Annotated in this window: 23 protein-coding genes; 4 read left to right on the top strand and 19 right to left on the bottom strand. The window is 41.7% G+C overall.

All coding sequences use genetic code 11. The annotated features are described in order from the left end of the window. Positions 1 to 6: 6 nt before the first annotated feature. Positions 7 to 702 carry a stage II sporulation protein R gene (gene spoIIR / locus CLNEO_RS00800; RefSeq protein ID WP_083531782.1) on the top strand — a complete coding sequence of 232 codons (696 nt, stop codon included), beginning with the start codon at positions 7 to 9 and terminating at the stop codon, positions 700 to 702. 85 nt (positions 703 to 787) lie between these two features. Here spoIIR and CLNEO_RS00795 read toward each other — a convergent pair whose 3' ends face one another. The 19 genes from CLNEO_RS00795 to rsxC form a co-directional block, all read right to left on the bottom strand. Then, positions 788 to 1099: a DUF1294 domain-containing protein gene (locus tag CLNEO_RS00795; RefSeq protein ID WP_083531781.1), complete on the bottom strand. Its 312-nt coding sequence runs from the start codon at positions 1097 to 1099 to the stop codon at positions 788 to 790. 4 nt (positions 1100 to 1103) lie between these two features. Further along, positions 1104 to 1499, bottom strand: coding sequence for a methylglyoxal synthase (locus tag CLNEO_RS00790; RefSeq protein WP_066083499.1), 396 nt, complete (start codon positions 1497 to 1499; stop codon positions 1104 to 1106). Next, positions 1496 to 2644, bottom strand: a complete 1149-nt coding sequence (rodA, locus tag CLNEO_RS00785) for a rod shape-determining protein RodA (RefSeq protein ID WP_066083495.1) — start codon at positions 2642 to 2644, stop codon at positions 1496 to 1498. The genes CLNEO_RS00790 and rodA overlap by 4 nt, the downstream gene beginning before the upstream one ends. A gap of 106 nt (positions 2645 to 2750) precedes the next feature. Further along, a complete protein-coding gene (gene minE, locus CLNEO_RS00780) occupies positions 2751 to 3035 on the bottom strand; it encodes a cell division topological specificity factor MinE (protein WP_066083493.1) in 285 nt (94 codons plus the stop codon). Between the two features lie 30 nt (positions 3036 to 3065). After that, positions 3066 to 3863, bottom strand: coding sequence for a septum site-determining protein MinD (gene minD, locus CLNEO_RS00775; protein ID WP_066083491.1), 798 nt, complete (start codon positions 3861 to 3863; stop codon positions 3066 to 3068). A gap of 145 nt (positions 3864 to 4008) precedes the next feature. Beyond that, complete coding sequence (minC, locus tag CLNEO_RS00770) at positions 4009 to 4641, bottom strand: septum site-determining protein MinC (RefSeq protein ID WP_066083489.1); 633 nt, start codon at positions 4639 to 4641, stop codon at positions 4009 to 4011. 14 nt (positions 4642 to 4655) lie between these two features. Further along, positions 4656 to 7493 (bottom strand): penicillin-binding transpeptidase domain-containing protein, encoded by a 2838-nt coding sequence (locus CLNEO_RS00765; RefSeq protein ID WP_066083487.1) that lies wholly within the window; start codon positions 7491 to 7493, stop codon positions 4656 to 4658. 91 nt (positions 7494 to 7584) lie between these two features. After that, on the bottom strand, positions 7585 to 8097 hold the full coding sequence (gene mreD / locus CLNEO_RS00760) for a rod shape-determining protein MreD (RefSeq protein ID WP_066083485.1): 513 nt from the start codon (positions 8095 to 8097) through the stop codon (positions 7585 to 7587). Then, on the bottom strand, positions 8094 to 8939 hold the full coding sequence (mreC, locus tag CLNEO_RS00755) for a rod shape-determining protein MreC (protein WP_066083483.1): 846 nt from the start codon (positions 8937 to 8939) through the stop codon (positions 8094 to 8096). The genes mreD and mreC overlap by 4 nt, the downstream gene beginning before the upstream one ends. 48 nt (positions 8940 to 8987) lie before the next feature. After that, positions 8988 to 10016 (bottom strand): rod shape-determining protein, encoded by a 1029-nt coding sequence (locus CLNEO_RS00750; RefSeq protein WP_083531779.1) that lies wholly within the window; start codon positions 10014 to 10016, stop codon positions 8988 to 8990. Positions 10017 to 10220: 204 nt separating this feature from the next. Then, entirely contained in the window at positions 10221 to 10484 is a 264-nt protein-coding gene (locus tag CLNEO_RS00745; protein ID WP_408605427.1) for a DUF4321 domain-containing protein, read from the bottom strand. 185 nt (positions 10485 to 10669) lie between these two features. Beyond that, positions 10670 to 10861: a hypothetical protein gene (locus tag CLNEO_RS00740; protein WP_066083477.1), complete on the bottom strand. Its 192-nt coding sequence runs from the start codon at positions 10859 to 10861 to the stop codon at positions 10670 to 10672. A gap of 24 nt (positions 10862 to 10885) precedes the next feature. Next, on the bottom strand, positions 10886 to 11671 hold the full coding sequence (locus tag CLNEO_RS00735) for a hypothetical protein (RefSeq protein WP_066083475.1): 786 nt from the start codon (positions 11669 to 11671) through the stop codon (positions 10886 to 10888). Between the two features lie 281 nt (positions 11672 to 11952). Further along, a complete protein-coding gene (rnfB, locus tag CLNEO_RS00730) occupies positions 11953 to 12819 on the bottom strand; it encodes an RnfABCDGE type electron transport complex subunit B (protein ID WP_083531778.1) in 867 nt (288 codons plus the stop codon). Positions 12820 to 12838: 19 nt separating this feature from the next. After that, the gene (gene rsxA / locus CLNEO_RS00725; protein ID WP_066083474.1) at positions 12839 to 13417 is read right to left on the bottom strand and encodes an electron transport complex subunit RsxA; all 579 of its coding nucleotides are present in this window, start codon (positions 13415 to 13417) and stop codon (positions 12839 to 12841) included. Positions 13418 to 13434: 17 nt separating this feature from the next. Continuing rightward, complete coding sequence (gene rsxE / locus CLNEO_RS00720; protein WP_066083472.1) at positions 13435 to 14046, bottom strand: electron transport complex subunit RsxE; 612 nt, start codon at positions 14044 to 14046, stop codon at positions 13435 to 13437. Beyond that, positions 14046 to 14585 (bottom strand): RnfABCDGE type electron transport complex subunit G, encoded by a 540-nt coding sequence (locus CLNEO_RS00715; protein ID WP_066083470.1) that lies wholly within the window; start codon positions 14583 to 14585, stop codon positions 14046 to 14048. Before CLNEO_RS00715 ends, rsxE begins: the two co-directional genes overlap by 1 nt. Next, complete coding sequence (locus CLNEO_RS00710) at positions 14582 to 15544, bottom strand: RnfABCDGE type electron transport complex subunit D (protein WP_066083468.1); 963 nt, start codon at positions 15542 to 15544, stop codon at positions 14582 to 14584. The genes CLNEO_RS00715 and CLNEO_RS00710 overlap by 4 nt, the downstream gene beginning before the upstream one ends. Positions 15545 to 15562: 18 nt before the next feature. Then, positions 15563 to 16954 (bottom strand): electron transport complex subunit RsxC, encoded by a 1392-nt coding sequence (gene rsxC / locus CLNEO_RS00705; RefSeq protein WP_066083466.1) that lies wholly within the window; start codon positions 16952 to 16954, stop codon positions 15563 to 15565. A gap of 455 nt (positions 16955 to 17409) precedes the next feature. Here rsxC and rpoN point away from each other — a divergent pair, with 455 nt between their 5' ends. The 3 genes from rpoN (at position 17410) to CLNEO_RS00690 (ending at position 20630) form a co-directional block, all read left to right on the top strand. Beyond that, positions 17410 to 18807: an RNA polymerase factor sigma-54 gene (gene rpoN, locus CLNEO_RS00700; protein ID WP_083531777.1), complete on the top strand. Its 1398-nt coding sequence runs from the start codon at positions 17410 to 17412 to the stop codon at positions 18805 to 18807. A gap of 13 nt (positions 18808 to 18820) precedes the next feature. Then, positions 18821 to 20257, top strand: coding sequence for a MocR-like pyridoxine biosynthesis transcription factor PdxR (pdxR, locus tag CLNEO_RS00695; RefSeq protein WP_066083464.1), 1437 nt, complete (start codon positions 18821 to 18823; stop codon positions 20255 to 20257). Positions 20258 to 20411: 154 nt separating this feature from the next. Then, positions 20412 to 20630: a hypothetical protein gene (locus CLNEO_RS00690; protein ID WP_066083463.1), complete on the top strand. Its 219-nt coding sequence runs from the start codon at positions 20412 to 20414 to the stop codon at positions 20628 to 20630. Positions 20631 to 20778 lie beyond the last annotated feature (148 nt).

Genomic DNA, 20778 nt, shown 5'->3' with positions numbered 1-20778 from the left:
GAGTTTATGGGTAGAATTTATGAATTTATGGGAAGCGTAAAAGAGCTGTGGAAAAAAGAAAAATGGTATTGGTGTGGAGCTGTGGTGATAGGCATTGCATTTAGCGCTGCCTTTGGTGCCCAGTGGACAAAAGGCTATTCCGAAATGATACAAAATGGAATTTCTGCAAAGGTAGTACGTTTTCATGTGTTGGCTAATAGTGACTCCGATGAGGACCAGGCACTAAAGTTAAAGGTGAGAGATAAGGTTTTGGAGGACTACGGTGCGCTATTGTCAGACGCTCAAAGTAAAGAGGAAACCTTAGCTGCTTTGGATGCAGTCAAAGAGGAAATTTGTAAATCTGCCCAGGCAGAGGTGCTTGCCCAAGGCTATGATTATCCGGTCAGTGTGTCTCTTGTGCGAGAGGATTTTCCGTTTAAGCGTTACGACGATTATATTTTTCCTGCAGGTGTTTATGACGCACTGCGCATAGAAATAGGTGAGGCAGAAGGGCGTAATTGGTGGTGTGTATTGTATCCGCAAATGTGCTATGTCGATGCTTCTTGGGGGTTTTCCACTCAGGAAAGCTATGAAAGATTGGAAAATACGCTGACGGAAGAAGAGTTTTTAATTGTTACTGCAATGGAGCAGGATAAAATTACACCCAAAGTGAAATTCAAAATTGTAGAATGGTGGCAAGAACGGGAAGTCACGAAAGAATAAAGCTTTCATCTATGCAATCAAAAAAAGCGGAAATACCGGGGATAATCCAGGTATTTCCGCTAAATTTTTTGCTTAAAAATAAACATTAACCAAAGGTAACAATAAATTTTCCCATAAGAAAATAAATGACTAATATATGCAATATAGCGGTTACAGTAAAAACAAAAACAAAATCCAAGTGGCGTGTTTTATGCCGCTTAATAATCTGGGCAAGAAGCCCTCCCAGACCGCCACCCAATATTGCCATCAAATAAAAATTTTTTTCGGGAATTCGTCTTTTATGATTGATTGCCGCCTTTTTATCAAAGCCCATTGTCCCATAGGTGGTTAGGTTAATCAAAAAATAGTAGCCTGCTAATACTGCAAAAGCAGTGCCATTAAAATGCATCTCCGCCATAATGCTATCTCACCACATTTCTCCAGTCCAAATCGCCTCTATCTAATGCAAGCAAAAGAGCTTCCGCAGTTGCCAAATTTGTGGCAAGGGGAATATTATGCATATCACAAAGACGGAATATCGAGGTAACCTCCGATTCATAATCCTGTGGGGATACAGGATCTCTTAAAAATATCATTACATCAATATCGTTGTTTACAATTTGTGCCCCCATTTGTTGCTGTCCGCCTAAACGGCTGGAGAGATACTTATGGACAACCAGATTTGCAGCATCCTCAACCAGGCGGCCGGTAGTGCTTGTTGCATAAATGTCGTGCTTGCAAAGAATATGCCGATAAGCAATACAAAGGTTTTCCATTAATTTCTTTTTATTATCATGGGCGATTAAACCGATATTCATAACAATCCTCCCTCAAACAATGATTTCGTTTCTTTTTTTCTTATGTTTAAAACCAGGCCGATAGCAACCATATTAGTCCACATGGAACTACCACCGTAACTGACAAATGGTAAAGACATACCCGTATTTGGCAAAATGCCCAAGGCTACACCGGCGTTTACAAAGGTTTGAAATGCAAACATTCCGGCAATTCCCACAACGAGCAACTGACTAAATAAATCTCTGGATGATATTGCTATTACTATACAACGAAATACGATAAAAAGCAAGACTCCTAAAACAAATATGCAGCCGATAAAGCCGAATTCTTCGCCGATTACAGAGAAAATAAAATCATTATGCGGCTCCGGAAGATAGCTTAATTGGTTCAGCGTACCGCTAAAAAGACCTTTGCCTGTAAGCTGCCCTGAGCCAATGGCACTTATGGATTTTTCCGTTTGATAATAAAGGCTTGCATCTCTTTTGGGATCTACAAAGGAGAGAATACGATTGAACTGATGGGGTTCAAAAATTTTATCCATAAGCAATGGTGTTTCCCTTCCCACATCCCAAAGGATAAAAACAATTATCGGTATAGTAATAATGCATAAATTTCGAATAAATGTATAATCAAGCCCAGCCACAAAAAGCTGAATGCAAAATATTGCGATTAAAACCATGCTGGCTGAAAGGGCCGGCTGTTTTTGAATCAGTACAATAGGTATCATAATATATACGCAAAGAAAAGCCAGAAAAAGCAGGCTGTTTATTTTATTGTAATGCAATTTGATGATTTGTGCCAGACAAAAAATCATAATTATTTTGGAAAATTCTGATGGTTGTATGGTTAAGGGGCCGATGGCAATCCAACGAACAGCACCTTTTGCGCCTGTACCAAGGAAAAGCACGGTAAGAAGCAATAAAAGGTTAATGCAATAAAGGGGAATATGAAACTGAGAAAAGTATTCATAGTCTATGTTTGCCGCAAAAACCATTAAAATAATGCCCATTATAAAAAATGCACCTTGTTTTACGACAAAAGCTGTGCTTTCCCCAAGATTTACATGGGTTGCACTGGCAATGGAAAGAAGCCCAAACAGGGTAAGAATTGCAACAGCGCCTAAAAGCAGGTAATCATAATTTTGAAAATATTTTTTCCATTCCATGGGCTAAATTCCTCCGGCTGGGCTAAAAAACGCCCGTATTACTGAAACAAGGAAAGCCGAGAGGGTGACGTTCATGCCACTCTTTTCTCGGCTTACATGTATAATTTTAATCTTGCACCTTACGCATGCTTTTAATGGGAATATTGGCATACAGCACAGGGACTGTTCCGTTGTTTTCTTCGGATTGGGTTTGTGTAATTTGGATATCAAGTTCTTCTTCATCTATTTCCATATAGTTGGAGATGACTTTAATAATGTCTGTTTTTAACATTTCAAGAACCTGAGAGGAGCAATTTACTCTATCATGAACCAAAACAAGCTTTAATCTATCTTTCGCAACACTGCCGGAAGATGGAGTGTTTTTCTTTTTAAAGAAGCTAAAGAAATCCATGGGGACACATCCTTTCATCTGGGTTGTGGTTTAATGACGAAAAAGGCCTTTTAGCTTTTCAAAAAAGCTTACGGGCTCTTCCTCAAAGGACATAATCGGTACTTCTTGTCCTATAATACGCTGCACAATATTCCGATAGGCTTGTCCTGCACGAGATTCCGGATTGGAAACTGCAGGCTCCCCTTTATTCGTTGCAATAACAATGGTTTCGTCATCGGGTACAACACCCAGAATATCGATTGCCAAAATTTCAGTAACATCTTCAATATTCATCATTTCGCCTCTTTGCACCAAATCAATGCGCAAGCGATTGAGAATAAGCATAGGGTTATTTAGCCCATTTGCCTCCAAAAGGCCAATAATGCGGTCAGCATCCCGCACGGCGGAAACCTCGGGCGTTGTTACAACAATTCCCCTGTTAGCGCCTGCGATGGCGTTTTTAAAGCCCTGCTCGATACCTGCCGGGCAGTCAATTATAATATAGTCAAAGCCTTCTTCTTTTAGGCTTTCACAAAGCTTTTGCATCTGTTCCGGAGAAACTGCATCCTTATCTCTGGTTTGGGCAGCAGGCAAAAGAAAAAGCCCATCATAACGCTTGTCTTTAATTAATGCTTGTTTTATGCGGCAGTTACCCTCTACAACGTCTACAAGATCATAAACAATTCTATTCTCCAAGCCCATAACAACGTCAAGGTTGCGCAGACCAATATCAGCATCAACTAATGCAACTTTTTTACCTAATACCGCCAAACCGCAGCCAAGGTTAGCACTTGTAGTTGTTTTACCTACACCGCCCTTGCCGCTGGTGATTACGATTACTTCACTCATCTATGTTCCTCCTAATCCAGAAGTCAGTTTTCTTCCCCCAAAAATAAATAATATAATAGGGAGCTACGTATATATTACTATATTAACAAAAAGTAGCAAGATTTGCATCCATTTTTTTTAGTAAAAACAGAAAAAATTTTCTATTTTACGACAACGGCATGACAAAAATTTGCCCTTCTTGTACAAAAGCGTATTCGGGAGATTTGGGACCCCGTTTATTTTCTTCGGGAAATCTGGTTATTATGTCCCCAATTCTTAACTGAACGGGGGCCATGTAAACAGCGGCAACAAAAGCGTCAGCCATTCCCTCGCAGCCGGCATGCGCCATCCCCTTTAATTGGCCCAAAATAATAATGTTTCCCGTTGCCTTGACCTCTGCGCCGGGGTTTATATCACCGATTAACACTACACTGCCGTCAAATTCGATTTTTTGTCCGTTTCGCAGAGAGCCTTTATGAAACTTTGTTAGGTTATAGGGGGTGATTTCCTTTTCCAACAGGCTTGTCAATTGCATTAATTCGTTATTTTCTGTTTTCAAAAAAGAAATTTCCATAGTTGTATAGTCGGTAATAATGCGAAGCAATTCCTGTTCCTCTTCATGGGAAAAAGAACGACCTTTAAATGCCAACGAAGTTTTTACACTATCAAAAAATTTTCCGGCTTCTTGAACCTTCTTTTCCAGCTGCTCGCAAAGAACCTCAAAGGGTGCATCTTCTTCAAAAAGCACGGTAACGCCGTCTTTCGTTCCTTTAAAAATAACATAGTTTTCTAGATTCATAATACCCTCCTATATCATTGTGTCAAAACAGTTTGTAAATTGGTGTTTTCGGGTGTATAATCCAACCCCAGATATTCGGTAATGATAGCCTTAGCAACTTCGGGAGCGGGTGTACCACTGCCCTCGCCAAAGGGAATCATAACGGTAATGGCAATTTGAGGGTCGTCGTAGGGGGCAAAACAAACCAGCCATGTATGGGAGCTTCTTGTTTTATCTTCCTCGGCGGTGCCGGATTTTGAAGCTATTTTTACGGGAAAATCCGCAAAGGAGGTACGCAAAGTACCACGATCCCCTGCTGAAACCTGATACATACCTTGGTATACCTTTTGTAGATTTTCCTCATGAAACACCTGAACATTTTCAACAGTTTCATCTACACGATAATAGAGGGAACCGTCGGGATTTTGCAGGTGACTAATCATATGCAGGCGGTATAAGGTTCCGCCATTTGCAAGGGTAGATATATATTTTGTAATTTGTGCCGGGGTATAGCTGTTTACGGATTGCCCAATGGCCGCACGGATGGTATCGCCGTCTGTCCAGCGGGTTTGGCTTGTTGTAGCATCGGGGTTAAAGGTTTTTACGATGCGTTCTTTGTAGTAGGGAGATGCCATGGTAGGCGCATACTCGTCTAATTCTAAGCCAGTCAAGGTGTTTAAGCCAAAGGCCGCCATATATTCATTTAAGGTTGTAATTCCTTCCTCGGTAGTGCCAGCCTTGGCATTGCCCATACGAAAGGCAACCTCGTAGAAAAAGTAGTTGCAGGATACTTCCAATGCCGATGCCACATCTAAAATACCGTGGCTTCCGCCGTTATTGCTGTAAAGCCAGCAACGGGCATAGGGTTTACCCGCTTCCGTAAATATCCCCTGGTCACGAATGTGGGTTGTGGTGGAAATTGCCCCGGTTTCCAATCCAGCCAAGGCGGTAACCATTTTAAAGGTGGAGCCGGGCGCCTTTTTTTGCTTTAAAGGACGATTTACCAAGGGTGTATTTCCGTCTTGCAAAAGGGCGTTATAGTAGGCGTTGTTAAAGGTATTGACAAGCTCGTTATTATCATAGGAAGGATAGGAAACGCTGGCTAACACCTCGCCACTGCCTACCTTTGTTACAAATACAGAGCCGGTACAGGGATCTAACGACGTATCTGCAGGGCTGAGTTCGCCACTGTTTAGCTTGTTTAAAACCATTGTCAAAGGGGCGATGCGTCCGTTTTGAAGGTCAGCCTTCTCCTCGTCGGTAGCACGGACTGTGCCTTGCTCTATGGCTACCAAAAGGGCCTCCTTTGAGGTAAAGGTTCCCCGGGTCAAGCCGTCAAGCAGATAGGTTTGTACTCTCAGCACAGCATCCTCATCATCCTTGGAGAAATCTAAATTATCCGCCAAAAATTCATCAAAGATTTCCTTTTGAACGCCGCCAGTGGCTTTCATAAGCTTGGAGGCTGAAATATGGTTTGCCTTTATCATGGCGGTATACATTTCCGTAATAGATACTGAATTTTTTGTATAAGTGGTTAGGTGCTTGATAATGGATTTGCGAAGCTCTGCCTCTAGGGTATCATAAGCAATCTTTTGCAGCTTACTGTCTAGGGTGAGAAAAATATCCTTTCCTGAAATTGGCTCCGTTGAGTCAATCACGCTTATTCGTCGGCCCTGATTATCAACTTCAATGGATACCTTGCCGTCTGTGCCGTTTAGCTGGCGTTCATGAAGCTTTTCAATACCCGTTTGACCAACAATATCCGTTTGGGAATAAATAGGGTTTCCGTCCATATCCACATCATCCTTATACAATGCGTAGTCGGCTTCTGTCATTTGACGAATATATCCAAGAATATGAGAAAAATATTCCCCCTGGGGATATTCTCTCAAAGAAACAGTGTCAACAAGAACATTTGGAAAAATGTCCTGATTTTCCTCAACATAAGCCAAGGTTTTTTCGCTAATATTTGTGGCAACAGTAACGGATTTGTACTGCTGATACCGCTGCAAATAAAGGGAGTAACGAATCCCCACGGTGTTTCTTACAACATCCGTAGGCAAACCCTCCGGCAGACCAAAGAAATCCCTTAAATAATCCAGTGTTTCTAAGGAGTCATAGCCCAGTTCCTCGCCTTTCATCCCAACGCTTTCCTTCCAGCTTTCTTCCCTGGTTTGGCTGTCGTTAAATTGAAGAAGATAAGGATAATCCCTGGCCAAGGGAAGCTCATCCGACATGGTTTCGCCAAACCCTGTTAATTTCAAGGCCAAAGTTAAAGCCATTAGGTTTTTATGGCTTAAAGAAATGGAATAAGAAACATATGCCCTTTTTTGAGCCGATGTATACGCAGCGGGGGCGTGGTATTTCTGAAATAAATATTCAAGACTTTCGCCGGCGGAAGCATCCATCATATTATCCGGAAAATGTAAGGATTCCTTCCAGCTTTTTTCTGCCTTATTCATCTCTCTTTGGGAACCCTCAAAGGTAAAGGAATATGGTGCTGTGGCGGAAATAGGCAGGGTGTCATAGGGGGTTGCCCCTTGTTCCCATAAAGCCTGTGTTAACTGTAAAAACAAATTTTCCTTGTAATTTGTTAAGTCAAGGGTAATGCTGTCGTCAATTTGAACGGAATAGGCCACGGTATTGGTAGCCAAAGGAATGCCATAGCGATCGTAGATATTTCCACGAGGCGCTGGCACATTAATTGTTTTGGAAACGCTTGCGGTAATAGATTTGTCATACTCTTCTCCATGAATAATTTGCAGCGAGAATAAACGCAATAGTAATATGAAAAAAAGCAAACAAATTGCGCAAAGCATTACAAAAATTCGGCTTCTACATAATTCAAAAAAATGTTCTATATAATGTCTCATCGGTTCCTCCTATTGGAAACAGACGGTTGTTCGGTTTTGGTTTTTGGGTGGTGCGTAAAATACTCCGAGTGAAACATAGTTTTCCTAGATTTTAAAACAAACGATATTTATATTTTTCCTTTAGCTCCAGCCATTCATTCAGTCCAAACAAAATTCGATAAATTGGTACGGTAACAACTGCCGTATAAACAATGGTGGGGAGGAAAATTTTTATAACAAAAAAAAGTATATTTCCGTCTTTACGCAAGACCAACTCCGTTAAAAATTGAAAAAATTCAAATATTCCGGCGGCCAGTGCGCAAAAAAGAATGGGTAAAAGGTAATTTTCTCGATAAAAATTCTTCTGACTCTTCCCTGTAAAATAGCTGAGGGCAAAATATAATAGCGTGTAATAGCCCATTGCAGTACCAAAAAAAACATCAAACAATAACCCTGTAAAAGCGCCCACAATACAGCCCTCCTTACTGCCTCGCAAAAGAGCGTAGGAAACCACAATAATTAAAGCGGTATTGGGAAAAATGCTCTGGATTGCAAGGTGTTGCAAAAGAGTTGTTTGCAATATGAAATTAATCAATACCATAGCGATTGTAATGATGATTCTCAAGGGGCTTCCTCCAGTGTGTTTTTATCAATAACCAAAAGAGTATCCAAATGCTTTAAATCAACAAAGGGTTCAATAATGGCATACTTTGTAAGGCCGTTGGTATCGGTTTCAATTTTTGTTACCTTACCAATGGAAAGTCCCGCAGGATAAACATCAGAAAGCTGGGAGGTAACAATTTCATCCCCCACTGCAATTTGTGCTTCGCCGTCAATATACTCCATTTTACAAAGACCGTCGTTCATTAGGGTATAATCGCCTTTTACAACGCCTAAATCTCCCGTTCGAACGCTCATGGCAGGCACGGCACTTCGACTGTCCAGTATGGATTGGGCTTTTGAATAAGTTTTGCCGCTTTCAAGAATTTTCCCCACAACACCGCCGGGTGCAATTAAAATCATATTTGCGGATACGGTGTCGTCGGTGCCTTTATTTATTGTAAAGGTGTTGTACCAAACGCCGGGGTTTTTGGCGATAATTTTGGTTCCCGTACTTTTATATTCCGGGTACTTTTGAGAAATTTTCAGCAAAGAGGAGAGGGCGGCATTTTCTTTTGCATATTGCTCCAGACGTTTATTTTCGTCCTGCAACTTTGCCAAATCTGCCTTCAGCTGCGCATTTTCCTCTGTAAGCGCAGTTTTATCTTTGGCGGAAGCAGCCGTGCTATCCACCCAGTTTTCAATACCCGTTGTTAAATCTTGAAAGGGCGTAACGACAAAGCCTAAGACGCTTTCCAGTGCAGAGGCATTTAAATTTTTTCCGCCGGCAAATAAGGCAACGGCGACAATGGCAATTGCAATTACACCAATAATTTTCTTTTTATGTTCTTCCCAAAATTGAATCAAAATCTAACGCTCCTTCAAGGGTTAAAGATTTGCCTGTAACTTTTCAGGTTAAAAGAGTGCTTTTCTGGGAGAAATCAACACGGACTTCAAGGTGTCAATATGCTCCAAAACAAGGCCTGTCCCCATAGCAACACAATTTAAGGGTTCGTTTGCCACATGAACGGGCATTCCGGTTTCGGCATTAATGAGTTGATCCAAGCCTCTTAATAAAGCGCCGCCGCCCGTAAGGGTAATGCCAAATTCCATAATATCTGAAGCCAACTCGGGAGGGGTTGCCTCCAACGTTTGCTTAATTGTTTCAATAATTGAATTCACAGGCTCAGAAAGGGCTTCACGAATCTGAATGGAGGTAACCTCAATGGTTTTCGGCAAACCATTGATTAAATCCCGTCCGCGAATTTCCATAATTTCTTCTTTTTCCATAGGGAAGGTTGAACCAATGGTAATTTTAATTTCCTCTGCTGTGCGGTCGCCAATGGCAAGATTGAATTCCCTTTTAATGAAATTCACAATGGCATTGTCCAAGGCATCACCGGCTACGCGCAAAGAGGTACTAGTTACGATGCCCCCAAGGGAAATAACAGCCACCTCGCTGGTGCCGCCGCCAATATCCACAACCATGCTTCCCGTAGGCTCTGCAATGGGCAGCCCTGCACCAATGGATGCAGCCATGGGTTCTTCAATCAGGTAAGTGTCCTTATCCTTAGAGCCAGCTGCAATAGCAGCCTCCAATACTGCTCTTTTTTCAACCTCTGTGACGCCTGAGGGCACACAAATGACGATGCGTGGTTTCGGACCAAACATAGAGCGAACGTAGGCTTTATTGATAAAATAGCGAAGCATTGCCTGTGTCACATCAAAGTCAGCAATTACGCCATCCTTCATGGGGCGAATTGCAACGATGTTACCCGGCGTACGGCCAATCATTTCCTTTGCCTCATTTCCAACGGCAAGTACCTCTTTCGTTTGTGTATTTATTGCAACAACAGAAGGCTCGTTAACAATAATTCCTTTTTCTTTCATATATACCAATGTATTAGCGGTACCAAGATCGATACCCATATCTTTCGAAAACATATTTATGCCCCTTTCATTATAGGAAAACTCTGTATTCAGCTACAGATATAAATTTCTGTGTTAAGTAAAGATCAATAAAAGCCTTAATTTTTATGATACATCTTTTTGGCGTTCTTTTCAATAAAAACAAATGCACTTTTCATAAAAGCCAAATTTTTGTGTCCCGTAAAATCGACAAAAAAAAGCCGCCAGGCGGCTTATGGATTACAGTTTACGGTATATTAATATTGCAATGCTAATTCCAATAATTCCCGCAACGGTAAATCGGATGGTTAAAGCAAACTGCAACGTAAGCACGCCGATATCCAAAACCAGAGGAGAGGAAAGACCAAATGTGTTACCGTAGGATAGCCAGCTTAGTGCAGGAACATCGGCAAAAATGCTTCCAATGAAGCCGCCTAAAACAACACCAGCTAATATAAATAAAACCAAAACCCATACATTTCGTGGTTGTCCTCTCAAGATCATTGTCCTCCTTATAGCTTTAGCGCCGATAAAACATATTGAGATCATCTCAGAAAAAAGATTCCGCCGCTTAATGAAAACTATTATACCATATTTGTAATTTGGGGTAAAGGGAACAAAAAATAAAAATCTATGAAAATAGGGTGGCACAAACTTATCGTTTGGTGACACCCTTATTCATTCTGTAATTAGTTTCCATTTCGAAAAAACATCTTTATATTTTCTTTTATTTCTTTCCTTTGCTGACGTCCATCTTTGCTATTTTCTTTAAGCCAATCTATAAACGTAGCGGGCCATTGCCGCCCTGAACTTGGATAAATCAAGTATTTATCTATAAGAAAACAAGAAATCAAAAGCAATGCGCAAATTAGCAAATCCATAAATTGATCCTTCCTTTAGACAAATTAATGATTATTGATAGACTGAAGTGCATATATAGTACCTCCCGAATGATAGTCTTTATATTTTGAATCCTTATAATATTCGGTTGTTATTTTGAAATAATATTTCAAAGTACTAGAACCTAAATCCGGGTTTCCATTTGTCCATGTGGTTTTTTTAATATATAGACAACTAGCTTCTGGATCAAAAGCATTCAACCAATCATAGTATTCAGCTAATCCTTTGTATGATAATAACCCAGCGGCCACCCCAACGCTCATATCTTTAAACAATCCAGCGGCAACAATTCCAGCAATCACCGATAAAGATAATTGTGAAATTTTTTGTTCCAAACGCACCGTGGTTTTTTTTGTTATTTCATTTGAAGTATAGGGTCCCGGTGCAAATGCCCTGTCATTATAATCCCAAGACTCATAATAAGACCTTGTGGTAATATCTGACGTTGCGGTTGCTTGGGAAGTCGTTGAAAAAGTTACTAAATTTCCATCTAAATAGATTTCCCCAATTGGTGTAATTAATATTTCATTTGTTAATTCTCCTTCATGGACTGTATATAAGTCCCCATTGGAAACGGGTTCTTTTTTTATATTTGCTAAAACCCCTGCTGTTTCAATTGTGTAATTTTCGACCCCCGATTTTTCCGTGGACTCATTTATAAGCCTAGATGCTCCACAATTAATCATGTTCTCTACCATATTTATATTATTTGTTGGCTCGCTCGCAAAGGTGGGTGCTACAGTTGAAAGAACGAATATACCTGATAAAATAATAGAGAAAAATCTTTTCATTTAGTATTCCTCCTTTAATATAAAATTTAATTTATCATCTTAGAAGAACTACATAGCTTTCGGAAGGCCTTCGGTAAACTAGTTACCTCTTCTGCTCTAATCATAATATATATATATATATTGTCAACGAATTGTCAATGTTTTGAGCAAAAAGATGTCGACATAATATTGTAAATGTGTACATTTTTTTTGTTATTCTGTTAAGAATGAATAATCCGCCATTTAAAAAAGGGTGCCCCTTCTTATAATTTATAAGAAGGGGCACCCTTGATACTACAGAATTATTCAGCTTTCGCTTCTTCCTTTGCAGGCGCCTCTGCTTTAGGGGCAGCCTGAGCAGGAGGTGTAGGTCTTTTTCCTGTAATAACGTTTTTCGGGCATTTGTTAGCGCAAATACCGCAGGATTTACATTTGTCGTAATCAATGACTGCTAAGTTGTCAATGACATGGATTGCGTCAAAAGGACAATTCTTTTCGCAAATCTTACATGCAATACAGCCAACGGAGCAAACCTGCATTACGTTTTTGCCAATGTCCTTGGAGGAACACTGAACCTTAACCTTCTTCTTTGCGGGAAGAAGCTCAATGATATGCTTGGGGCATGCGGATACACATTTACCACAAGCAACACATTTATCTTTATCAACAACTGCAATACCATCTACAATTTCGATTGCGTCAAAAGCACAAGCTTTTTTACAGCTGCCAAGGCCTAAGCAGCCGTAGGTGCAGCTTTTGCCGCCACCGCCAGCAAGCTGAACAGCCATATTACAATCGTCAATGCCAAAATACTCATATTTATCTTTAGCTTTTTCACAAGTACCGCCGCACTTAACGAAAGCAGCAATAGGATCGGAAGCAGAAGCTTCAACACCCATAATTGCGCCAATTTTTTCAGCACAAGCCGCGCCGCCAACGGGACAACCGTTTACAGGTGCGTTTCCACAAGCAATGGCAGTAGCAAGACCGCCACAACCGGGGAAACCGCAACCACCACAGTTTGCACCGGGAAGAGCTTCTAAAATCTCTCCGATTTTAGGATCTTCCTCAACTTTGAAAACCTCACCGGCGATGCCAAGGCCTGCACCAAAAACAACACCGAGTCCACCGATACTAAGGATCGGATTTACAATATTCATAATGTCCATTTTTGTCACCCTCCCTGCATTAAAGTTTGATTAAGCCGGAGAAGCCTAAGAATGCGATGGACATAAGACCTGCGGTAAGCAGTGCCAAAGGGAACCCATCAAAGGCTTTCGGAGTATCATTGTCTGCGATTCTTTCACGGATACCGGCAAACAGAACAATCGCCAAAGCAAAGCCTGTTGCACCACCGAAGCCATTCAATACGGCTTCAATGAAGTTGTAACCTTTTTGCATGTTCAAAACGGCAACACCCAAAACGGCACAGTTTGTTGTAATCAAAGGAAGGAATACACCCAGTGCCTGATAAAGAGCGGGTGCTGCTTTCTTTAAGAACATTTCTACGAACTGTACTAAGGATGCAATAACCAAAATGAACGCAATGTTGTACAAATATGTTATATTCAATGGCACCAGAATAAGATTGTATACCAACCAAGCTACTGCTGCTGCCAAGGACATAACGAAGATAACGGCCATACCCATACCTGCTGCTGTTTCAACTTTTTTCGAAACGCCGAGGAAGGGGCAGATACCTAAGAACTGGGATAATACATAGTTATTTACGAAAATCCCGGCTAAAATCAATAAGAAAAGATTCATTTAATTTCCCCTCCTTCTCAAGCTTTTTTCTTGTTTCTGAAATAGTTTAAAGCAGCCATCAAGCAACCTAATGTAAAGAATGCGCCAGGAGCCATAACGAACAATAATGTTCTAGGGAAGGCTGCGGGCAATATAATTTCAAAAGGCAAGCTGCTAAACAGTGTACCAGCGCCAATTATTTCACGCACTAAGCCTAAAGTGCCTAAGCCCAGTGTAAACCCAAGACCCATGCCGATACCATCGAAAACAGAAGCGATGGGACCGTTTTTAGAAGCAAAGGCCTCTGCTCTTGCAAGAATCAAGCAGTTAACAACGATCAAAGGAATAAAAAGTCCCAAAGAAGCGTTTAACGCTGGCAGGTATGCTTTGAGCATAAATTCGATAATGGTAACGAATGTTGCAATAACAACGATAAAGCATGGAATTCTTACCTTATCGGGAATAACTTTTCTAAGCAAAGATACGAACAAGTTCGCACATATCAAAACAGCGGTTGTAGAAAGACCCATGCCAACACCGTTAAAGAATGAGCTTGTTACAGCAAGTGTAGGACACATACCAATTACCTGTACAAAGGTAGGGTTTTCGTCAATCAAACCATTTTTAATTAATTTTAATGGGTTAGCCATTAGTAAGCACCTCCGTTCGCAGCAAACCATTCCAAGGCTTCGTTTGCACCACTTGTTACGGCTCTGGAGGTGATTGTGGAGCTTGTAATGGGAATAACTTCTCCGCCATCCTTTGTTACAGCCAGTGTACCGGACATACCTGTAAACTGTTCATAGAAGGAAGGATCGGTAGATTTTGCACCCAAACCAGGTGTTTCGGCATGTTTTGTAACGCGTAGTCCTGTAATTACGCCATCTGTATCAATGCCGACCATTGTATTCACAGCGCCACCAAAGCCGCCGGGAGCTGCAGTAATAACAAAACCACCGTTATCAGCTTTGTAAACTGCAGTAAGGGAGCCTGTTAATTCCAAATCGGTAATTTCTTCAAAAGAGCTTGCATCGGGCATAACTGCCTGCATGGAAGCTGCTCTTGTTTGTTCTTCCTGCAGTCTTATGGGTTCTGCTGTAATCGACTGAACTGCACCCAAAGCAGCGGCAGCAACACTGGCGATAATCAGCAACACCAAAGCTGGTTTTATAACTTCTTTTGTGTTCATGCTTTCTTCGCCTCCTTCACTTTAGGTAATGCACCGAAGATTGTAGGTTCTGTAAATCTTTCAATCAAAGGTACGCAAAGGTTCATAATCAAAATTGAGTAGGACACGCCTTCGGGGTAACCGCCAAAAATTCTGATTAAGGTTGTCAATAGACCACAGCCAACTGCAAAAATAATCTGCCCCTTAGGTGTTACAGGGGAAGAAGCATAGTCTGTTGCCATAAAGAATGCACCAATCATCAAACCGCCTGTAAAGATTTCATAAGCAGGTACACGCAAGCCATTTCTGCCGATTAATGCGGTTAAAATGAAAACAGTAGCAATATAAATCACAGGAACTTTCCAGCTAATTACATGCTTTACAATCAAATAAATTCCGCCGATAATCAAAGCAATTGCACAGGTTTCACCAATACAACCACCAATATTACCAATCAAAACATCAGCAAAGCTTGCATCAGGCATTACGCCGCCCTTCAGCTGTGCCAAAGGTGTTGCAACAGAAACCGCATCCACACCGAAGTTGCCTGCGGATGTCCAAGTGGTCATTTCTGTAGGGTAGGAAGCTACTAAGAAAGCTCTGCCGGCAAGGGCAGGGTTGATAAAGTTTTGTCCCAAACCGCCGAAAAGCTGTTTTGCAAAGATAATTGCAAATGCACTACCAACAACAGCAACCCAAACAGGAGCTGCAACAGGTAAGTTTAGTGCCAAAAGTAAGCCGGTTACAACAGCGCTTAAATCGCTGATGGTAACGGGTTTTTTCATTATTTTTTGATACAGCCATTCAAAGAAAACGGCTGAAACGATGGTTGCAACCACCAAAATCAGTGCCTTCACACCGAAGTAGAAAATGCCCATCACGGTAGCAGGAACCAGAGCGATGATTACATCACGCATGATGCTCTGGATAGATTCCTTAGAACGTACGTGAGGGGTACCGGATACTACAAAATTAGCCATGTTTTATTTTCCCCCTTCTCAGTTCTTTTCAGCTTTTGCTTTTGCTTCTGCTTCAGCCTTTGCTCTTGCAGCAGCAGCAGCAGCCGCTTTTTTGCCTGCTTCAATTTTCTTTAGGGCACGGATGGACTGTGCTAACTGACGTTTTGCAGGGCATTCGTAGGAGCAGCTGCCGCATTCGATACAATCCAAGCCGTGGTGAGCCACAAAAGCGTCGCCGTCACCCTTGAGAGCCAAGAAGTTCAGCATGAAAGGCATAAGTCCCATAGGACAGTGATCAACACACTTGCCGCAACGAATACAGTTCTTTTCCTCGGGAATGTATGCTTCTTCTTTTGTGAAGCAAAGCAAACCGGAGGTTGTTTTTACGGATGCAACATCCAAGGTATAAAGAGTGGGTCCCATCATAGGGCCGCCGGCAATGAGCTTTACAGGAGGGTTTTCCTCGTTAAAGCCGCCGATGGCATCTACCAAATCACGCAGTGTCATGCCTATACGGATTTTGTAGTTACCTGGGTTTTTGATTCCCTTACCGGAAACGGTTACAACTCTTCTCATCAATGGTCTGCCCTTGATGATGGCTCTTTCAATTGCAATAACGGTATCAACGTTGTCAACGATACAGCCTGCACTTGCGGGCAGAGCGCCAGATTTTACTTCTCTTTGTGTAATTGCGCAGATTAAATGTTTTTCGGAACCCTGCGGGAACTTTGTAACCAAAGGCTGAACAACGATATTGTCAATGCCTTCGCAAGCCTTTGTCATTGCTTCAATTGCCTTAGGCTTGTTCATTTCGATGCCGATTACGCCTTTTGCGTTGGGATGCAGCTTCAGCATAATTTGCAGGCCCTTCACAATACGCTCGGGTTCTTCCACCATCAAACGATAGTCACATGTGAGGTATGGCTCACACTCAGCCGCATTAATCAAGATATGATCAATGGGTGTATCCTTTGGTGGATTCAGTTTTACATGGGTAGGGAAACCAGCACCACCCAGACCAACAACGCCTGCATCTTTAATCGCTGCAAGAATTTCTTCGTTCGTCATTTTGGTGTAGTCTTTTCCCTGATTCAGGCCTTCGATTTCTTCCATTTTGCCGTCGTTTTTCACAACGATGGAATTTACCATTACGCCGCCGGGAACGAGCATAGGACGAATGTCCACAACTTCGCCGGAGACACTGGCAAAAATCGGAGAAGACATGAATGCGGGTGACTCTGCGATTTTCTGACCTACCTTTACATGATCACCAACAGCAACGATGGGTGCACAAGGAGCACCGATGTGCTGGCTCATGGGGGAGAACAACTCAGAGTTTTCCTTTGGGAGTATCACCTGTATAGGCTGCTCTGCGGACAGAGCTTTTCCATCAGGCGGATGAACTCCACGTTTAAACGTTAAAGCTTGCATATTATCCCCCTCTGTCAAGTGTTTTCGCGCTAAAGAAGCGCATAAATTTAGTTGTACCTTCATTAAAAATGATAAAACTATACATTCAACAGCAGTATTTTAATACAAAAATGAAGTTTTCACAACATATTTGCAAAAAAAACTGCAAAACCTTATTTGTGAAAAAACATTTAAGATGTTTTTTCACTGTAAAAATGAATTAGCATGTATAGATTAATGTGCATACAATCAGTTTGTATGCTAGGTATTAGACCTACTTTAGTGTACTATTATTATCTAAAAATGTAAATGATAATATATTACCATAAATAGTAGGGAAAACTTGTACATTTTTTAAAGTAAATTGACAAAAACAGAAAAGTATAAAGGAGAAAACCATGGAAACCTAGTGGATTTGTAGCTTTTTTTTTCATAAAAACTATGATAAAATAAAAAAAGTGCCAAAGACAAGAAAAATGATTGTTAAAAATATAAGCAAAGAAGGTGATATTGTGGATTTGTCCTTGCAATTAGCACAAAAACAGATTTTATCTCAAAGAATGCAGCAATCTGTTGAAATTTTGCAGATGAATACCATTACGCTTTCAGAATATATGAATGAACTCACGCAGGAGAACCCCCTTTTGGAATGGCAGGAGGCTCCTATGGAACAGCCTGCAAGGGATGATAAACTTTTGTGTAAGCTGGAGTGGCTCAAAGAAGCTGATGAGCAAAACCGCAGTTTGTATCGTGTGGAAATGGAAGATGAAAGGGATAGAAAAGAAACCATTGGGAGGCGTGAGCGGGAGAGCTTGCGAGAATATCTCTTATTCCAAATCAATATATTAAAGGTGGACGAAGGCGTAAAGCATGTTTTACGGTTTTTGGCCCAAAGCACGGAAGAAAGCGGGTACCTGGAGCAGGGTGCCTTGGAGGCGGCGGAGGGAAAGTTCCATCTAAAAAGAGCTTGCAGCACAGATATTTTGGGTCTGCTGCAAAGTTTAGATCCTCCTGGTGTGGGTGCCAGAAGCCTGGAGGAATGTTTGATGATACAGCTAAAGCAAAAAAATGCTTCTCCCCTTGCTATTAATATGGTAGAAAAACATTTGGAAGATTTGGCAAAGAACAAAATCAACCGTGTTGCCAAACAACTGAAGGTTTCTTTGGAGGAGGCGAAAGATGCCTTTGACGAGATAAGAAAGTGCGAACCAAAGCCGGGGCAGGGCTTTATTAGTGAAAAGCCTGTGGAATATATACTGCCCGATATTTTTGTGGAAATACGGGAGGGGCAGCCGGTTGTGAGTTTGAACAGCTCTGCCACACCCAAGCTCTTTATCAGTCATGCTTATGTAAATATATTAAAAGAAGGCGCCGCCCAAGAAACAAAGGAATATATTTCAAACAAAATGAAACAGGCGGAGTGGGCAATACAATGTATTTCAAAAAGAGAGGAAACGCTGTTGGGAACGGCAAATTGCATCGTTGCCAGACAAGAGGATTTTTTTATGCATCCAAATGGGCAGCTGAAGCCATTGCGTATGGCGGATATTGCCGAGTGTATGCAGGTGCATGAGTCAACGGTGAGCCGTGCCGTTAGAGATAAATATCTCCAATGCAGCAGAGGTGTATTTCCGTTACATGCTTTTTTCTCTAAAGCGTTAACATCAGAAAAAACGGGGACGATTTCTGCCGATAGTATTCAACAAAAATTAAAATTATTGATAGAAGGGGAGAATAAAAAGAAGCCCTTAAGCGACAGAGAGCTGACGGAAAAATTGCAAGAAGAGGGCATTCAAATTTCCCGCAGAACCGTTGCAAAATATCGCGAGAGTATGGGAATTGCGGGGACATCGGGTAGAAAATGCTACGAGTAAAAAGGAGAGTTCTATGCCGGATAAAATCTTTCATATAAAAATAAATAAGGAGAAACAGGTGCCGATCTATCAGCAGTTGGCCGAAGGGCTGACGAAGCTCATTGCCCAGGGGGATTTACCTGCTGACAGCAAGCTACCGCCCATACGGAAAATGGCGGAGGAATATGGCGTAAATAATGTTACCATTGTTTCGGCATATAAGCACCTGGAAAGCAAGCAGATGGTGTATTCCAGAAAGGGCAGCGGCACCTTTGTATCCCCCTTGCCTGTGGAAGCAATTCCCGAGCCGGTTGCAAGGGGAAACCTGCATCATTTTGAGGCGGGAATTTCCTTTGACAAGGCCATCAATTTTGCAAATACCTCCTTGCCTCACGAGCTGTTTCCTGTGGATGCCTTCAAAAAAGCCTTTGATGAGGTGCTGGAGCGGGAAAAGGGCGGTGCCTTCCGCTATACGGACAGTATGGGTTATCAGCCCTTGCGCCAACAACTTTGCAGTTATTTAGAGGATAATGGCATTAAAACAACCGTGGACAGCGTGCAGATTATTTCTGGTGCCCAGCAGGGCATTGACGTCATTTCCAAAGCTATGGTGCGCTTTGGGGATGTGGTTTTTGTGGAAAGCCCCACCTTTTACGGTGCGGCAGGGGCGTTTTTGTCCAGAGGGGCAAAGCTGATAGAAATTCCTATGGAAGCCGATGGCATGAAAATGACGGTTTTGGAGGATTATCTAAAGCTGTACCATCCTAGGTTTATTTATATGATGGCATATTTTCAAACACCTACGGGGATTTCTTATTCCATGGAGAAAAAGCGCCGACTGCTGGAATTAGCGGAGCGGTATGATACCTATATCATAGAAGAGGATGATTTTTACGATTTCTACTATAATAAAGAGGCTCCGGTAGCTTTAAAAGCACTGGATTATAAAAACAGGGTTATCTATATCAAGAGTTTTTCCAAAATATTAATGCCGGGGCTTCGTATGGGGCTTATGGTTTTGCCGAAAAAGGTGCATCAAGGGGTGATGGAGGCAAAATACACCACGGACATTTCCACCTCCAGCTTTATTCAAAAGGCCATGGAGCAATATTTCAGAGAAAACGGCTGGGAGCAGCATGCAAAAGCCATGCGTCGTTTTGGCGGCGAGAAATACCGCTATGCCCTTTCCTTTGCAAAGAAATATTTGGTGGGCAGAGCCACCTATTCTTTGCCAAACGGCGGTGTGAGCCTTTGGATTCGCTTACCTGAAACGATTAGCGCAGAGGCTTTTTGCAGCCGCATGCTGGAGAAAAATGTCATTTTGACACCAGGGAGTCAATTCGAAATCAGTGGCAAGGACAGCGGACACGTCAGACTAAGCTTTTGCGGCGTAGAGGACGACAAAATTGAGGTCGGCTTAAAGCGCATGGGGGAAACGATAGATAACATGGCGATGAACAAACTATTTTAGAAAATAGGGTTTCTTTTGCTGAAGTTTGGTTTTGGAAAGACTATGGAATGTGTCATGTATTGTCGAAAGGAACTTATGCAAAGGTTATGCTAAATGATATACTATTCGATGGAGTGAGCTCCAAACAAATTTAGATTTGAAGGGTGGAGATAAATTGAAGAAAATCAGCATTGTTGCGGTAGAGCTTTTCGTAATTTATATTTCTTTGTATTGTTTTTTTACACCTACGGTATTAACATCACATGGATATAGTTTGGCAATTGATGGGGCTGTAACCGGAAGAACACTTTGCTTGCTCTTTGCTTTGTTTAGGTTTGTAAAACTTATATATTTTATTAGTTGTGACGAAAAGAAAGAGCCTATTAAAAAATAGGTTTCAGACTGAATATAAGGGCAAGACCTTGAGGGCGTTGCCCTCAAACTCCTACAAGCGTTTGGTCATCACTTTTGCTATGCAAAAGCCAGCTTCGATGTCTGCCCTATCTTGGGCAGTGAGTGGTCAGCACTTTGCTGCGCAAAGC

The organism is Anaerotignum neopropionicum, assembly GCF_001571775.1.
GTDB classification, from domain to species: Bacteria; Bacillota; Clostridia; order Lachnospirales; family Anaerotignaceae; genus Chakrabartyella; species Chakrabartyella neopropionicum.
The sequence above is the reverse complement of the archived record's forward strand: the minus strand, read 5'-3'. Positions and strand labels throughout refer to the sequence as shown.

Excerpts from the sequence above, each read along its gene's own strand:
- minD (WP_066083491.1), bottom strand. The coding sequence starts at position 3,863 with ATGAGTGAAGTAATCGTAATCACCAGCGGCAAGGGCGGTGTAGGTAAA.
- minE (WP_066083493.1), bottom strand. The coding sequence starts at position 3,035 with ATGGATTTCTTTAGCTTCTTTAAAAAGAAAAACACTCCATCTTCCGGC.
- CLNEO_RS00740 (WP_066083477.1), bottom strand. The coding sequence starts at position 10,861 with ATGGATTTGCTAATTTGCGCATTGCTTTTGATTTCTTGTTTTCTTATA.
- CLNEO_RS00750 (WP_083531779.1), bottom strand. The coding sequence starts at position 10,016 with ATGTTTTCGAAAGATATGGGTATCGATCTTGGTACCGCTAATACATTG.
- CLNEO_RS00790 (WP_066083499.1), bottom strand. The coding sequence starts at position 1,499 with ATGAATATCGGTTTAATCGCCCATGATAATAAAAAGAAATTAATGGAA.
- spoIIR (WP_083531782.1), top strand. The coding sequence starts at position 7 with ATGGGTAGAATTTATGAATTTATGGGAAGCGTAAAAGAGCTGTGGAAA.
- CLNEO_RS00765 (WP_066083487.1), bottom strand. The coding sequence starts at position 7,493 with ATGAGACATTATATAGAACATTTTTTTGAATTATGTAGAAGCCGAATT.
- pdxR (WP_066083464.1), top strand. The coding sequence starts at position 18,821 with ATGCCGGATAAAATCTTTCATATAAAAATAAATAAGGAGAAACAGGTG.
- rsxE (WP_066083472.1), bottom strand. The coding sequence starts at position 14,046 with ATGGCTAACCCATTAAAATTAATTAAAAATGGTTTGATTGACGAAAAC.
- CLNEO_RS00710 (WP_066083468.1), bottom strand. The coding sequence starts at position 15,544 with ATGGCTAATTTTGTAGTATCCGGTACCCCTCACGTACGTTCTAAGGAA.
- rpoN (WP_083531777.1), top strand. The coding sequence starts at position 17,410 with ATGATTGTTAAAAATATAAGCAAAGAAGGTGATATTGTGGATTTGTCC.
- CLNEO_RS00745 (WP_408605427.1), bottom strand. The coding sequence starts at position 10,484 with ATGATCTTGAGAGGACAACCACGAAATGTATGGGTTTTGGTTTTATTT.
- minC (WP_066083489.1), bottom strand. The coding sequence starts at position 4,641 with ATGAATCTAGAAAACTATGTTATTTTTAAAGGAACGAAAGACGGCGTT.
- rsxC (WP_066083466.1), bottom strand. The coding sequence starts at position 16,954 with ATGCAAGCTTTAACGTTTAAACGTGGAGTTCATCCGCCTGATGGAAAA.
- rnfB (WP_083531778.1), bottom strand. The coding sequence starts at position 12,819 with ATGGACATTATGAATATTGTAAATCCGATCCTTAGTATCGGTGGACTC.
- rodA (WP_066083495.1), bottom strand. The coding sequence starts at position 2,644 with ATGGAATGGAAAAAATATTTTCAAAATTATGATTACCTGCTTTTAGGC.
- rsxA (WP_066083474.1), bottom strand. The coding sequence starts at position 13,417 with ATGAATCTTTTCTTATTGATTTTAGCCGGGATTTTCGTAAATAACTAT.
- CLNEO_RS00715 (WP_066083470.1), bottom strand. The coding sequence starts at position 14,585 with ATGAACACAAAAGAAGTTATAAAACCAGCTTTGGTGTTGCTGATTATC.
- CLNEO_RS00795 (WP_083531781.1), bottom strand. The coding sequence starts at position 1,099 with ATGGCGGAGATGCATTTTAATGGCACTGCTTTTGCAGTATTAGCAGGC.
- CLNEO_RS00735 (WP_066083475.1), bottom strand. The coding sequence starts at position 11,671 with ATGAAAAGATTTTTCTCTATTATTTTATCAGGTATATTCGTTCTTTCA.